The sequence below is a fragment of the Tahibacter soli genome (assembly GCF_025717065.2).
Classification (GTDB): Bacteria; Pseudomonadota; Gammaproteobacteria; order Xanthomonadales; family Rhodanobacteraceae; genus Tahibacter; species Tahibacter soli.
Window position 1 is genome coordinate 55,455 of the sequence record NZ_JAOVZO020000017.1, and the last position, 13,094, is coordinate 68,548.

Annotated in this window: 13 protein-coding genes; 7 read left to right on the plus strand and 6 right to left on the minus strand. The window is 67.6% G+C overall.

Annotation, left to right across the window (positions count from 1 at the left end):
• Positions 1 to 17: 17 nt before the first annotated feature.
• The 4 genes from OD750_RS11505 to rpsU form a co-directional block, all read right to left on the minus strand.
• A complete protein-coding gene (locus OD750_RS11505) occupies positions 18 to 1,967 on the minus strand; it encodes a S9 family peptidase (RefSeq protein WP_263545377.1) in 1,950 nt (649 codons plus the stop codon).
• Positions 1,968 to 2,053: 86 nt separating this feature from the next.
• Entirely contained in the window at positions 2,054 to 3,871 is a 1,818-nt protein-coding gene (gene dnaG, locus OD750_RS11510; RefSeq protein WP_263545378.1) for a DNA primase, read from the minus strand.
• A gap of 60 nt (positions 3,872 to 3,931) precedes the next feature.
• On the minus strand, positions 3,932 to 4,384 hold the full coding sequence (locus OD750_RS11515; RefSeq protein ID WP_263545379.1) for a GatB/YqeY domain-containing protein: 453 nt from the start codon (positions 4,382 to 4,384) through the stop codon (positions 3,932 to 3,934).
• A 112-nt stretch (positions 4,385 to 4,496) separates the two neighbouring features.
• Positions 4,497 to 4,712 carry a 30S ribosomal protein S21 gene (rpsU, locus tag OD750_RS11520; protein ID WP_263545380.1) on the minus strand — a complete coding sequence of 72 codons (216 nt, stop codon included), beginning with the start codon at positions 4,710 to 4,712 and terminating at the stop codon, positions 4,497 to 4,499.
• Positions 4,713 to 4,835: 123 nt separating this feature from the next.
• Here rpsU and tsaD point away from each other — a divergent pair, with 123 nt between their 5' ends.
• The 4 genes from tsaD (at position 4,836) to OD750_RS11540 (ending at position 8,736) form a co-directional block, all read left to right on the plus strand.
• A complete protein-coding gene (gene tsaD, locus OD750_RS11525) occupies positions 4,836 to 5,852 on the plus strand; it encodes a tRNA (adenosine(37)-N6)-threonylcarbamoyltransferase complex transferase subunit TsaD (protein WP_263545811.1) in 1,017 nt (338 codons plus the stop codon).
• Positions 5,853 to 5,866: 14 nt separating this feature from the next.
• Positions 5,867 to 6,220 carry a dihydroneopterin aldolase gene (gene folB, locus OD750_RS11530; protein ID WP_263545381.1) on the plus strand — a complete coding sequence of 118 codons (354 nt, stop codon included), beginning with the start codon at positions 5,867 to 5,869 and terminating at the stop codon, positions 6,218 to 6,220.
• Between the two features lie 120 nt (positions 6,221 to 6,340).
• Positions 6,341 to 7,807, plus strand: a complete 1,467-nt coding sequence (locus OD750_RS11535) for a circularly permuted type 2 ATP-grasp protein (RefSeq protein ID WP_263545382.1) — start codon at positions 6,341 to 6,343, stop codon at positions 7,805 to 7,807.
• Positions 7,807 to 8,736: an alpha-E domain-containing protein gene (locus OD750_RS11540; protein ID WP_263545383.1), complete on the plus strand. Its 930-nt coding sequence runs from the start codon at positions 7,807 to 7,809 to the stop codon at positions 8,734 to 8,736. The genes OD750_RS11535 and OD750_RS11540 overlap by 1 nt, the downstream gene beginning before the upstream one ends.
• 30 nt (positions 8,737 to 8,766) lie before the next feature.
• Here OD750_RS11540 and OD750_RS11545 read toward each other — a convergent pair whose 3' ends face one another.
• Complete coding sequence (locus OD750_RS11545; protein ID WP_263545384.1) at positions 8,767 to 9,516, minus strand: proteasome-type protease; 750 nt, start codon at positions 9,514 to 9,516, stop codon at positions 8,767 to 8,769.
• A gap of 94 nt (positions 9,517 to 9,610) precedes the next feature.
• Between OD750_RS11545 and folK the strand changes: the two genes are divergently transcribed.
• Both folK and OD750_RS11555 read left to right on the plus strand, forming a co-directional pair.
• The gene (folK, locus tag OD750_RS11550; RefSeq protein WP_263545385.1) at positions 9,611 to 10,099 is read left to right on the plus strand and encodes a 2-amino-4-hydroxy-6-hydroxymethyldihydropteridine diphosphokinase; all 489 of its coding nucleotides are present in this window, start codon (positions 9,611 to 9,613) and stop codon (positions 10,097 to 10,099) included.
• Between the two features lie 74 nt (positions 10,100 to 10,173).
• Complete coding sequence (locus tag OD750_RS11555) at positions 10,174 to 11,019, plus strand: DUF6159 family protein (RefSeq protein WP_263545386.1); 846 nt, start codon at positions 10,174 to 10,176, stop codon at positions 11,017 to 11,019.
• Positions 11,020 to 11,073: 54 nt separating this feature from the next.
• On the opposite strand, the gene OD750_RS11560 is transcribed toward OD750_RS11555, so the two are convergent.
• Positions 11,074 to 11,814 carry a pteridine reductase gene (locus OD750_RS11560; RefSeq protein WP_263545387.1) on the minus strand — a complete coding sequence of 247 codons (741 nt, stop codon included), beginning with the start codon at positions 11,812 to 11,814 and terminating at the stop codon, positions 11,074 to 11,076.
• A 70-nt stretch (positions 11,815 to 11,884) separates the two neighbouring features.
• Between OD750_RS11560 and OD750_RS11565 the strand changes: the two genes are divergently transcribed.
• Positions 11,885 to 13,015: a class I SAM-dependent methyltransferase gene (locus tag OD750_RS11565; RefSeq protein ID WP_263545388.1), complete on the plus strand. Its 1,131-nt coding sequence runs from the start codon at positions 11,885 to 11,887 to the stop codon at positions 13,013 to 13,015.
• The last annotated feature ends 79 nt before the right edge of the window (positions 13,016 to 13,094 follow it).

A 13,094-nucleotide genomic window follows, 5' to 3' on the forward strand; every position in this document is an offset into this window, starting at 1 on the left:
GCCGGCCCGGCTCGCCGTCAGCGCCTCTCGTCGCCGATCAGGTACTGCTTCCAGAACTGCATCGTCGCGGCTCCGAAGTAGTCCTTGTTGGACTTCTTCTGGAAACCGTGTCCTTCGTCCTTCTGCAGCAGATACCAGACATTGCCGCCGTTGCCGCGGACGGTCCTGACGATCTGTTCCGCCTCGGACGCCGGCACGCGCGGATCGTTCGCGCCCTGGGCGACGAACAGCGGGATGGTGATGTTCTTCGCGTTCGTCATCGGAGAGATCTTCTGCAGATGCGCGTGCATCTTCGGATCGCGCTCGTCGCCGTACTCGGCGCGGCGCAGGTCGCGGCGATAGCTCTCGGTGTTGTTGAGGAACGTCACGAAGTTCGAGATGCCGACGATGTCGACGCCGGCACGCAGCCGCGCGTTGTAGTGCGTCATCGCGGCCAGCACCATGTAGCCGCCGTACGAACCGCCGTAGACGCCGACGCGTCCCGCGTCGAGCTCCTTGCGCGTGCCGATCCAGTCGAGCAGCGCCCCGATGTCCTTGACCGAATCTTCGCGCTTGAAGCCGTTGTCGAGTTCGAGATAGGTCTTGCCGTAGCCGCTCGACCCGCGCACGTTCGGCACCAGCACGGCAACGCCGAGCTTGCCGGCGAGGAACTGTGCGTCGGCACTGAACACGGGGCGCGACTGCGCTTCCGGACCGCCATGGATCACGACGACCGACGGAAACGGGCCGTCGCCTTTCGGTCGGTAGTACAGCGCCGGAATCGTGCGCGGTTTGCCGCCTGCCTTGTCGAATGTCGGGAAGCGCACGAGCTCCGGCGCGATGAAGCTCGCCGTGTCGAGGCCGCCGACTTCGCTCTCGGTCCAGCGCGCGAGCGTGCCGGCTGCGAGGTCGATCGAATACACGTCGCTCGGCGACGTCGCCGAATTGATCGACAGCGCGACCTGCGCGCCGTCCGGTCGGAACTCGACCGCGTCGATGACGCCGGTCGGCAGCTTCGGCAGCGCAAGGTCTTTGCCGCTGTCGAGATCGCGCACGTGCAGTACGCCGATCGCATCCTCGTTCGTCACGAAAGCGATGCGGCGGCCGTCGTGGGACATCACGAAGCCCTCGACGTCCCACGGAATGTTCGCGGTCAGGCTCGTGCTGCGCGTCGACGCGAGATCGCGCTTGCGCAACTCGCTGAACTCGCCGCTTTCGTCCGACGTGTAGTAGACGCTCGCGCCATCCGACGAGAAACGCAGATTGCCGTACGCGACGCGCTTTTTCTCGTCGTAGAGCTTCGTCAGCGCGCCGCTCGCGAGATCCACGACGGTCGGGCGCGACTCGTTCGCCGACACGTACTGCATGACGATCAGCCGCTTGCCGTCGCCCGAGAAGTCGACCGGCTGCCAGCTGCCGCCGGCCGTAACGACCACGCGCGATTTGCCGCCGTCGAGATCGCGCACCCACACGTCGGTATCCTTGCCGTTGCGCAGCGTGCTGCTGTAGGCGAGCTGCCGGCCGTCGTGCGAGAACAGCGGATCGCCGTTGCGCGACTTGCCGTCGGTCAGCATCGTGATTTCGCGCGTTGCGCCGTCGAACGCATAGAGCTGCCAAAACTCCGAGCCCCCGACGTCCTTGCCGAACACGAACATGTCGCGTGCCGGACTCGCCGCGATCGCGCGCACAGGCTCTTCGTAGAAAGTCAGCTGTTCGCGCGCGCCGCCGGGCATCTTCACGCGATGCACCTGCGCGGTGTTGCCGAAGCGCGTGGAGATCAGGACGGACGCGCCGTCGGCATTCCAGCCGACGAACTGCGCGCCGCGCGTGTTCTGGTAGCGCTGCAGGCGTTCCGCGAGGTCCGCTGGAATATCCGGGACATTTTCAACGATGCGCGTGCCGGACTCGACGCGCGCGACCGACGCGTCGGCCGCGGTCGCGAGCGGCGCGCAGAGCGACAGCGTCGCCACGACGATCAGATGCTTCATGGTTTCGCTCCAGGGGGCGTAGAGTACCCAGCCTAGCGTGCGCGTGACTTGCGGCATAAGCCGGAAGTCATGCGCCGGCGCATCCGTCAACGCACGTTGCGTGCCGCGAGCAAGCTCCGCAGTTCGGCCTTCTCCGCGTCGGCCAGTCCCTGCTCGGACTGCCGCTGCACGAGGTCGTCGATCCGTTGCTGGGCCGTCTGGCGATCGAGCGTGCCCAGCGCGTCGACGAACTCGTGCTGCAGGCTTTCAGGATCGCCGGGCAGGTCGAGCACCGCGAGCTTGCGCAGCGCGGCACCTTCGTCGCGCTCATTGAAGTGTTCGAGCAAGCCCGCGCTGTTGATTTCCGGCCGCGCACGGCACAGCTGAAGCAGCTCCACGAGCAGCGGCACGCCAGGCCGGCGCAGTGCGACGAACGCGTGCGGCGGCGTCGCGGCTTGCGCGAACGACGGATGCTGCAGCAGCAGCGCCACGGCCTGGCGCACGACGCTGCGTCCGCCGTCGCCGCCTGCCGGCGCGCGGCCGGCCGATTCGCGCGTCGCCGGGGCGGCGGCCGCCGGATCGCCGCGCAATTGCGCGTAGCGTTCTTCGAGCATGCCCTGCGCGCCCTCGCGCATCTGCGGCGACAGCGTCGCGGCCAGCGACCAGCGGATCGCGGTCTTGTCGGTCAGGATTTCGAGCATGCGATCGCGGAACGCGCCTTCCGGTATGCCGCCGATCAGCTCGCGGCAGCGTTCGGCGAGCCGCGCGCGGCCGTCCGCGGTGCGCAGGTCGGTATCGGCTTCCTGGTGCGCGTAGAAGAATTCCGACAGCGGCGTGGCGCTCGTCAGGCGCTGCTCGAAACCTTGAGCGCCCTCCTTGCGGATCACCGAGTCGGGATCTTCGCCGTCGGGCAAAAACAGGAAATGCGCCTGGCGGCCGTCGCGCATGCGCGGCAGCACCGACTCGACCGCGCGCCACGCGGCCTGGCGCCCGGCGCGATCGCCGTCGAAGCAGAAGTACACATCGGCGCAGTTGCGAAAAAGCAATTCCGCGTGGTCGCGCGTCGTCGCGGTGCCGAGCGTCGCCACCGCCTGCGGCAGTCCGTACTGGTGCAGCGCGATCACGTCCATATAGCCTTCGACGACGATGATGCGCGACACCTTCTGCGCCGCCTGCCGCACCTGCCACAGCGCGAACAGCTCGCGGCCCTTGTGGAACACCGGCGTCTCCGGCGAGTTCAGGTACTTCGGGCCGTCGTCTTTCTTCATCACGCGGCCGCCGAACGCGATCACGCGACCGCGGCGATCCAGGATCGGAAACATCACGCGGTCGCGGAAGATGTCGTACAGGCTGCCGCGCTCGCCGCGTTTGACGAGTCCGCCTTTTTCGAGCAGCGCCGAGCGCTGGGCGTTCGTGCCGAGCTGCGACTTGAGCGCATCCCACTGGTCCGGCGCGTAGCCGAGCCCGAAGCGCTTCTGCGTTTCCGCATCGAGCCCGCGGCCCTCGAAATACGCCTGCGCGGTCGGGTTCTGCGACAGCGCGCGCTGATAGAACTGCGCGGCCTGGTCGAGCACGCCGTAGAGATCGGTGTTGTCGGTCGCCGCCGGCGCGTTCGAGCGGCCGCCTTCGTACGGCACTTTCAGGCCGACGCGACCGGCGAGCTCCTCGATCGCGTCGGGGAATTCGAGCCGGTCGTAGTCCATCAGGAACTTGATCGCGCTGCCGTGCGCGCCGCAGCCGAAGCAGTGATAGAACTGCTTGGTCGGGCTGACCGTGAACGACGGCGAGCGCTCGTCGTGGAACGGACAGCGCGCGCTCCAGTCGCGTCCCGCCTTCTTGAGGGGAATGCGCTCCTGGACAACGTCGACGATATCGACGCGTGCCAGCAGCTCGTCGATGAACGTGTCGGGGATGCGACCGGCCATGCGTAGGCCCTGCTATCGCCAGAAGACCCCGGAACGACGCTGCGCTCCGGGGCGAAAGTATCAGCCGAGCGTGGCGAGCTTCGCCTTGACGAGTTCGGACAGCTTGCCGGTGTCGAAGCGGCCGGCGATTTTCGGTTTCGCCGCGCCGATCACCTTGCCCATGTCCTTCGGACCCGCCGCGCCGACTTCGGCAACGGCCGCGGCAACGATTTCGATCGCCTCGGCTTCGGACAGCTGCGCCGGCAGGTAGGCCTGGATCACGCCGATTTCGTAGCGCTCGACGGCGGCGAGGTCTTCGCGGCCGGCCGCTTCGTACTGGGTGACCGAATCCTTGCGCTGCTTGACGAGCTTTTCGAGCACGGCCAGCACCTGCGCATCGTCTAGCGCGATGCGCTCGTCGACTTCGCGCTGCTTGATCGCGGCATTGATCAGGCGGATGACGCCGAGGCGATCCTTTTCGCCGGACTTCATCGCGGTCTTCATGTCGTCGGTGAGGCGGATTTTCAGGGACATGGGACAAGTTTCCTCAAATCGCAGAAAGCACAAAGCCGGCGCCACTTGCGTAGCACCGGCCGGCGGAGCAGCCCGCTGAACGGGGAGGACGGGCGTACGCCCGCCCGGGTGCTCAGTACAACCGCTTGCGCTTGGTCACGTCGCGACCGACGCGACGCAGATGGCGCTTGACGGCCGCAGCGCGCTTGCGCTTGCGTTCCTGGGTCGGCTTTTCGTAAAACTCGCGCTTGCGCGTCTCGGCGAGGACGCCGGCCTTTTCGCAGGTGCGCTTGAAGCGACGCAGGGCAAATTCGAAGGGTTCGTTTTCGCGAACTTTGACGTTGGGCATGAGATCTCCGCTGTTACACTGGGCCCCGTTCTTGGGCGAGCCGCGAAGTTTAGCGTGTCAGACGTGTCAATTGCAAAGCCGATCATCAAGCCCGCCATCGTCAAGCCGGCTGTCGTAAAGCCCGTGCTCGGGATCGAGTCGTCGTGCGACGAAACCGGCGTCGCGGTCTACGACATCGAACGCGGCCTCCTCGCGCACCGCCTGTACAGCCAGATCCGGCTGCATGCGGAGTACGGCGGCGTCGTGCCGGAACTGGCCAGCCGCGATCACGTGCGCAAGCTCTTGCCGCTCGTGCGCGAGACGCTGGCCGCGGCCGGCATCGGCGTCGGCGACTTAGGCGGTGTGGCCTATACCGCCGGACCCGGTTTGATCGGCGCCTTGCTCGTCGGCGCGTCGGCCGCGCGTGCGCTCGCCTGGTCGCTCGACGTGCCGGCGATCGGCGTGCACCACATGGAGGGTCATCTGCTGGCGCCGTTGCTCGAAACCGAGTCGCCGGCACCGCCGTTCGTCGCGCTGCTCGTGTCCGGCGGCCATTCGATGCTGATCGCGGTCGACGCGATCGGCAGCTATCGCCTCCTCGGCGACACGCTCGACGACGCCGCCGGCGAAGCGTTCGACAAGACCGCGAAACTCATGGGCCTGCCGTATCCGGGCGGACCGCAGCTGGCGAAGCTCGCCGAACACGGCGTGCCCGGACGATTCAAGTTCGCGCGGCCGATGACCGACCGGCCCGGTCTGGATTTCAGCTTCTCGGGCCTGAAGACGCAGGTGCTGCTCGCGTGGCAGCAGAGCGATCGCAGCGATGCGACGCGTGCCGACATCGCGCGCGGCTTCGAAGAGGCGATGGTCGATACGCTGCGCATCAAATGCCTGCGAGCGCTCGAGGCCACCGGCGCGAAGTCGCTCGTGATCGCCGGCGGTGTCGGCGCGAACCGGCGCCTGCGTGCGGGGCTCGACGAAGCGACGCGGCGCATCGGCGCGCGCGTGTACTTTCCGCGGCCGGAGTTCTGCACCGACAACGGCGCGATGATCGCGCTCGCCGGCGCGCTGCGCCTGTCCGCCGGACAGATCGAAAGCCCGGCGATCAAGGTGATGCCGCGCTGGGATCTGGAAAGCCTCACCGCGCTCGAAACCCGCTAGGAGATCCGTCGTTCATGGACACCGTCTTCATCGAAGACCTGCGCATCGAAACCGTCATCGGCATCTACGACTGGGAACGCAAGATCCGTCAGGTCGTGGCCATCGATCTCGAAATGGCGTTCGACAATACGAAGCCCGCCGCGACCGATCGCATCGAGGACACGCTCGATTACAAGGCCGTGTCCAAGCGCCTGATCGCGTTCGTCGAGGCGTCGCACTTCGAGCTCGTCGAGACGCTGGCCGAGCGCTGCGCCGCGATCGTGCTCGACGAATTCGGCGTCAGCTGGTTGCGTCTGAAACTGTCCAAGCCCGGCGCCGTGCGCGGTTCGCGCGCCGTCGGGGTGCGCATCGAGCGCGGCAAGGCCTGATCGTTCCTCGCATCCGCGTCGCCGGCTGGAAAAGCGTTCTCGTTCCGCGTATAGATGATCCCGACGTGGTGCGGCGCATCATTCGTCGCACTGCCCAACCGGTGTCGCCGGGGAGGCGCAATGGGGTCGAACGCGATTGGGTCGGCGTGGGGACGCTACCGTTCGTCGACGTGGGACGAACTGATCACGACGGAAGGCGCCGCCCGGCCGGCCGCCGAACATCTGCTCGCCTATCTCGGCGGCCTCAATGCGCGCGATCTCGGCGAGCGCCAGCTCGCCGCCGGGCTCGCGGCGCGGCTCATGGGCATCACGTTCACCGTCTACAGCGACGGCCGCAACGTCGATCGCACGCTGCCGTTCGACATCGTGCCGCGCACGATCACCCGCGCAGAGTGGCGCCGTACCGAAGCCGGCCTGCGCCAGCGCGTGACCGCGCTGAACCGGTTCATCGGCGACATCTACGGCGAGCAGCGCATCGTGCGCGACCGAGTGTTTCCGCGTGCGCTGTTGAGCAAATCGGTGAATTTTCGACCGCAGTGCGTCGGCGTGAAGCCGCCGCTCGGCGTCTGGGCGCACGTGTGCGGTTCGGATCTCGTGCGCGACGGCGACGGGACGCTGTACGTGCTCGAGGACAACCTGCGCATACCGAGCGGCGTGTCGTACATGATCCAGAACCGCATGGTCGCCAAGCGCGTGTTTCCGGAACTCTTCGGCACGAGCGCGATCCTGCCGGTCGACGAATATCCGGCGCAGCTGTACGACACGCTGGCCGCGCTGACGCCGCGTCCCGGCGACGTGCCGACCATCGCGCTGCTCACGCCCGGCATCTACAACAGCGCGTATTTCGAGCACTGCTTTCTTGCGCAGAGCATGGGCATCGAGCTCGTCGAAGGCACCGATCTCTTCGTCGGCGACGACGACTGCTGCTACATGCGCACGGTCGAAGGTCCGCAGCGCGTCGACGTGATCTACCGTCGCGTCGACGACCTCTTCCTCGATCCCGAAGCGTTCAACCCCGATTCCGTGCTCGGCGTGCGCGGCCTGATGCGCGCGTGGCGCGCGGGCAACGTCGCGCTCGCGAACGCGCCGGGCGCCGGCGTCGCCGACGACAAGGTCGTGTTCACGTACGTACCGAAGATGATCCGCTACTACCTCGACGAAGAACCGATCCTGCCGAACGTGCCGAGTTATCTTTGTACGCAAAAGCGCGAACGCGACTATGTGATCGAGCATCTGCACGAGCTGGTCGTCAAACCGGCGAACGAGTCGGGCGGCTACGGCATGCTGATCGGGCCGCGTTCGACGGCGCGCCAGCGCGCGAAATTCCGCGACCTGATCCTCGCCGATCCGCGCAACTACATGGCGCAGCCGACCTTGTCGCTGTCGACCGTGCCGATTCTTACCGAATCGGGTTTCGAGCCTCGCCACGTCGACCTGCGCCCGTTCGTGCTGTCGCGCGAAGACGTCTACGTCACGACCGGCGGCCTCACGCGCGTGGCGATGACCAAGGGCTCGCTCGTCGTCAACAGTTCGCAGGGCGGCGGCGCGAAGGACACGTGGGTGGTCGACATCGAGGAGGCGCACTGATGCTTTCGCGCGTTGCCGACTCTCTCTACTGGTTCAGCCGCTACCTGCGCCGCGCGGAAAACTGCGCGCGCCTCGTCGGCGTCAACGGACAGCTCGAACTCGACCTGCCGCGCGGCCTGCGTTTCGCGTGGGAACCGCTGGTCGAGACGCTCGGCGTGCAGGCGCAGTTCGCGCAGCTGTATCCCGACGGCGGCGAGACGGCCGTCGCGCGCTTCCTGCTCGTCGACGAGCGCAACCCGTCGTCGATGCTCGTCTCGCTCGCGCAGGCGCGCGACATCCTGCGCTCGATCCGCGAAACGCTGCCGCAGGAAGTGTGGTTCAAGGTCAACCACATGCACCTGGACCTGCAGGAAGGCGCCGAGCGCGGCATCGCGCGGCGCTATCGCCACGAGTTGCTCGCGCGCGTCGTCGACGGCTGTCTCGCCGTTTCCGGCATTCTCACGGCGAACGTCAGCCGCGACATCGGTTATCAGTTCCTGCGACTCGGCACCGCGCTGGAACAGGCCGACATGACCAGCCGCATCATCGACGCCGGCGCGCTCGGCCTGATCCGATCGCGCCTGACCGACGATGCGGCCACGATCCGCAACCTGCAGTGGATGAGCGTGCTGCGCTCGCTCGAAGCCGACCAGATGTTCCGCCGCCATGCGCGCGCGCGTTTCGCGCCGGCGCCGGCATTGCGCTTTCTGCTGCAGAGTCGCGATTTTCCGCGCAGCGTCGCGTTCTGCCTCGTGCGCATCCGGCAGTTGCTGCCGTCGCTGCCGCACTACCAGCCGGTCGAGCGCGCCGTGCTGCGCGCGCTCGCGCTGGCGACCGACGCCGACGCGGAAAGCCTGGTCGAAGCCGGGACTACGGCGCTGATGGACGAAATCCAGCGCGCGCTCGCAAGTCTCGACGACGAACTGCGGATAGCCTACTTCCGCGCCTGAGCGCAACCCGGCCGGGCCGGGCCGACTTGACTAGGCCGACTTGATCTTGGCCGCGTCGGTTTCCCACGCGAAGCGCGGCAGCGAATGCACCGCGTGTTCGAGCTTGCGCGACCACGTGTCGCGTATCTCGACGTAGAGCGGCGTATCGGCCTCGAGCCGCAGCGTCTGCGCGATCTTGAGCTCGCCCGTGCGCACGATCGCAAGATCGAACGGCAGGCCGACCGACAGGTTCGAGCGTGCCGTCGAATCGAGCGACACGACGGCGCAGCGCGCGGCGTCCTCGAGCGTCGTCGCCGAACGCACGATGCGATCGAGAATCGGCTTGCCGTATTTCGACTCGCCGATCTGCACGTACGGCGTTTCCGGCGACGCGGAGATCCAGTTGCCGAGCGGATAGATGAGGTACAGCGCCGGCTGCTCGCCGCGAATCTGGCCGCCGAGGACGAGCGTCGCCTCGACGTTCACCGGGTTCGGGCTGTTGTTGTTCGCGACGAGCTGCTGCGCGGCGACGAGCGTCTGGCCGATGTGCTCGGCCACTTCGAACAGATGCTTCGCGCTGCGCAGGCCCGAAGCCTCGTTTTCGGCGTCGCACGCGAGGCGCGCGAGCACCGTCTGCGTCGTGGCGAGATTGCCGGACGAGAGCAGCACGAGCACGCGGTCGGGAAATTCGAACACGTGCATCTTGCTGTGGATGCGCACGTCGTCGAACGCCGCGCTCGTGCGCGTATCGGCCGCGAACACGAGCCCTTGCTGTACCCGGATGCCGACGCAGTAGGTCATGGCGATGCCGTCGTGAAGATGCGCCGATTCTACGACAGACCTCCGCATCGCGACGCGCTTGACCGTCGCATGCCGGTCATGCGCGAATGTCGGCATGACCCGCTACTACCTCAGCCTCGGTTCCAACGAGGAGCCCGAGCGTCACCTCGCGTCCGCGCTCGCCGAACTGCGCGCGTATTTCGGCGACGTCGTCGCTTCCGCCGCCTGGCGCTTTCCCGCCGTCGGTTTCGACGGTCCCGCGTTCGTCAATCTCGCCGCCGGCATCGACACCGAACTCGATCCGGAAGCCCTCAACGACTGGCTGCACGCGCTCGAAGACCGCCACGGCCGCCGTCGCGACGTGCCGCGTTATTCCGACCGCACGCTCGACGTCGACATCGTGCTCTGCGGCGAACGCGTGCTCTCGGGCCGCGGCAACCTCAAGATTCCGCGCGACGAGTTGAAATACGCGTTCGTGTTGAAACCGCTCGCGCAGATCGCGCCGGAAGCGGTGCACCCGGTCGCGGGCGTCCGCCTCGCCGATCTGTGGCGCGAGCACGCCGACTACGCGCGCGACTACGACATCGTGACTTTGAGCACCTGACGTTTCGTCCATGACGGCGCCCCGGCGCCGTGCTAATTTTGCGCACGACTTCAGGGAGCGTCAGGGGAACGACCATGATCGAAAAGTTCAAGCAAAGCTGGGAACTGATGAAGGCCAGCGCAGGCGTACTGCGCGCGGACAAGGAACTGCTGCTGTTTCCGGCGCTGTCGGCGCTGTGCTGCCTGATCGTCGCCGCGACGTTCTTCGTGCCGGCCGCGTTCGCGGGCCTGTTCGAGCACTTTTCGCGCGACAAGATCGATCCGGTGCTCGCGGTGCTCGGGTTCCTGTTCTACCTCGTGCAGTACTTCGTCATCATCTTTTTCAACACCGCGCTCGTCGGCGCGGCGATGATCCGCCTGCGCGGCGGCGACCCGACCGTCGCCGACGGCTTCCGCATCGCGATGTCGAAGCTGCCGGCCATCCTCGGTTACGCGCTGATCTCCGCGACCGTCGGCATCATCCTGCGCGCGCTGCAGGAACGCGCCGGCTTCATCGGCCGCTGGATCGTGGGCCTCATCGGCGCCGCGTGGACCGTCGCGACGTTCCTCGTCGTGCCGGTGCTCGTCAGCAACGACGTCGGCCCGGTCGATGCGGTCAAGCGCAGCGTCGAGCTCCTGAAGAAGACGTGGGGCGAAAACCTCATCGGCAACGTCGGCGTCGGCCTCGTGTTCGGCGTGCTGATGTTCGCGACGGTCATGGGCGGCGTGCTGCTGATCATGGCGGCGGCGTCGGCGAAGTCGGGCGCGCTCGTGGTCACCGCGGTGGCGCTGATGTTCTTCGCGATCGTCGTCCTGAGCCTGATCCAGGCCGCGCTGTCGGGCATCTACGCCGCGGCGATCTACCGCTACGCCGAAGAAGGCGAGATCGGCGGCGGCTTCGACCGCGAACTCGTCGCGCACGCGTTTCGCGTCAAGGCATAAGCGTTCGTCCGATGCGATGCACGAAGGCCCGGCCGACGCCGGGCCTTCGTCGTTTCAGATGCCGAGCGACCGGCCGCCGTCGATGCGGACGACCTCGCCGGTCGTATAGCGCGCGTCGCGAGCGAGCCACAGCACGGCGTCGGCGACGTCGTCGGGCGTGCCTGCGCGCGCGAGCGGCGTGCGTGCGATCAGCGCGTCGCGCTCGGCCGCCGTCTTGCCGGCCTCGGGCCACAGGATCGCGCCCGGCGCGATCGCGTTGACGCGCACGTCGGGCGCGAGATCGAGCGCGAGCGCGCGCGTCATCATCACGAGCGCCGCCTTTGCCATGCTGTACAGCGGATGTCGTGCGAGCGGCCGTTCGGCGTAGATGTCGACGAGATTGACGATCGCGCCGTGCGACGTCGCGAGCGCGGCGGCGGCGGCCTGCGCGAGAAAGAACGGCGCGCGCGCGTTGCTGGCGAACAACTCGTCCCACTGCGCGGCCGTCACGGTGCCGACCGGCGTCGGGTAGAACGCCGAGGCGTTGTTGACCAGCACGTCGAGCCGGCCGTAGCGCTCGAGCGCCGCGTCGACGAGGTCGGGCAACGCCTCGACATTCGCGAGTTCCGCCTGCAGCGCGAGCGTGCCGTTCGGGCGCTCGCGTTCGAGATCGGCGATCAGCGCGTCGAGTTCGGCGCGCGAGCGGCGGCAGTGCAGCGCGACGTCGTAGCCGGCGGCGTGCAGGCGCCGCGCGATCGTTGCGCCGACGCGCCTGGCGGCGCCGGTGACGAGGGCGACGGGACGGATATCGGTCATGGTGTCGGGCCCGCGAGTGAGCAATGCTGACTTATCCTAGGCGCCTTCACGTCTTGCGGCGAGCCCGACCTTGCGTATCGATCTGCCCGAACCCACCGCTGCCGAGCGCGAGCATTCCGACACGCTCGCGCGTTTCATCCGCAACGAAATCGCCGAAAAAGGCCCGATGCCGTTCTCGCGCTTCATGGAGCTGGCGCTGTACGCGCCCGGGCTCGGCTACTACAGCGCCGGCAAGACGAAATTCGGCGCGGCCGGCGATTTCATCACGGCGCCGGAACTCGGGTCCGTGTTCGCGCGCTGCGTCGCGCGCGCGGTGGCGCCGGCGCTGCGCGATATCGGCGCCGACGCGGCCATGCTCGAACTCGGCGGCGGCAGCGGCGCGTTCGCGGAGCATTGCCTCGCCGAACTGCAACGTCTCGACGCCGTGCCGGCGACGTATTCGATCCTGGAGCCGAGCGCCGACCTGCGCGAACGCCAGCGCGAACGCGTGCGGACGGCGCTGCCGCCCGACCTCGCCGCGCGCGTGCGCTGGATCGACCGCCCGCCCGAGGACGACTGGCGCGGCGTGCTGTTCGCCAACGAGGTGATCGACGCGTTGCCGACGACGCGCTTTTCGATCCGCGGCGGCGAAGTGTTCGAGGAACACATCGTCGACGACGGCGACGGCGGTTTCGCGATCGTCGACCTGCCGGCGGACGGTTTCGTCGGCGGCGCGGTGCGCCACATCGAGCGCGACATCGAGCAGCAGCTGCCCGACGACTACCGCTCCGAAGTGCTGCCGCAGCTGCCCTACTGGATCCAGGCCGTGTGCGGCGGACTTGCCGAAGGCCTCGCGATCTTCGTCGACTACGGCTACGCGCGGCGCGAGTACTACCGCGCCGACCGCCGCGACGGTACGCTGCTGGCCAATTACCGCCACCGCGCTCACGACGATCCGTTCCGTCTCGTCGGTCTGCAGGATATTACTGCCTTTGTGGATTTCGGCGCTTTGGCCGAGGCCGGCAAGGGCGCCGGGTTCGACATCGCCGGGCTCGGCACGCAGGCCGATTTCCTGATCGCCAACGGCCTCGCCGACGTCTTCGCCGATCTGCAGGCGAATGCCGACGAGGTCGAGCGCTATCGGGTTTCGCAGGAAATCAAACGCCTGACGCTGCCCGGCGAAATGGGCGAGAAGTTCAAGGTGATCGCATTCTCGCGCTGATGCTCTCGCCCGCGATGCCGACGCCCGCGTTTTGCCAGATCGTCGCCGCGGCGATCGCACGAGCGGGCGGCACGCTGCG

What these genes read in the sequence shown, in the direction of transcription:
- rpsU (WP_263545380.1), bottom strand. Translation starts at nt 4,712, where the DNA reads ATGCCCAACGTCAAAGTTCGCGAAAACGAACCCTTCGAATTTGCCCTG.
- OD750_RS11515 (WP_263545379.1), bottom strand. Translation starts at nt 4,384, where the DNA reads ATGTCCCTGAAAATCCGCCTCACCGACGACATGAAGACCGCGATGAAG.
- OD750_RS11540 (WP_263545383.1), top strand. Translation starts at nt 7,807, where the DNA reads ATGCTTTCGCGCGTTGCCGACTCTCTCTACTGGTTCAGCCGCTACCTG.
- dnaG (WP_263545378.1), bottom strand. Translation starts at nt 3,871, where the DNA reads ATGGCCGGTCGCATCCCCGACACGTTCATCGACGAGCTGCTGGCACGC.
- folB (WP_263545381.1), top strand. Translation starts at nt 5,867, where the DNA reads ATGGACACCGTCTTCATCGAAGACCTGCGCATCGAAACCGTCATCGGC.
- OD750_RS11560 (WP_263545387.1), bottom strand. Translation starts at nt 11,814, where the DNA reads ATGACCGATATCCGTCCCGTCGCCCTCGTCACCGGCGCCGCCAGGCGC.
- OD750_RS11535 (WP_263545382.1), top strand. Translation starts at nt 6,341, where the DNA reads ATGGGGTCGAACGCGATTGGGTCGGCGTGGGGACGCTACCGTTCGTCG.
- folK (WP_263545385.1), top strand. Translation starts at nt 9,611, where the DNA reads ATGACCCGCTACTACCTCAGCCTCGGTTCCAACGAGGAGCCCGAGCGT.
- OD750_RS11545 (WP_263545384.1), bottom strand. Translation starts at nt 9,516, where the DNA reads ATGACCTACTGCGTCGGCATCCGGGTACAGCAAGGGCTCGTGTTCGCG.
- OD750_RS11505 (WP_263545377.1), bottom strand. Translation starts at nt 1,967, where the DNA reads ATGAAGCATCTGATCGTCGTGGCGACGCTGTCGCTCTGCGCGCCGCTC.
- OD750_RS11555 (WP_263545386.1), top strand. Translation starts at nt 10,174, where the DNA reads ATGATCGAAAAGTTCAAGCAAAGCTGGGAACTGATGAAGGCCAGCGCA.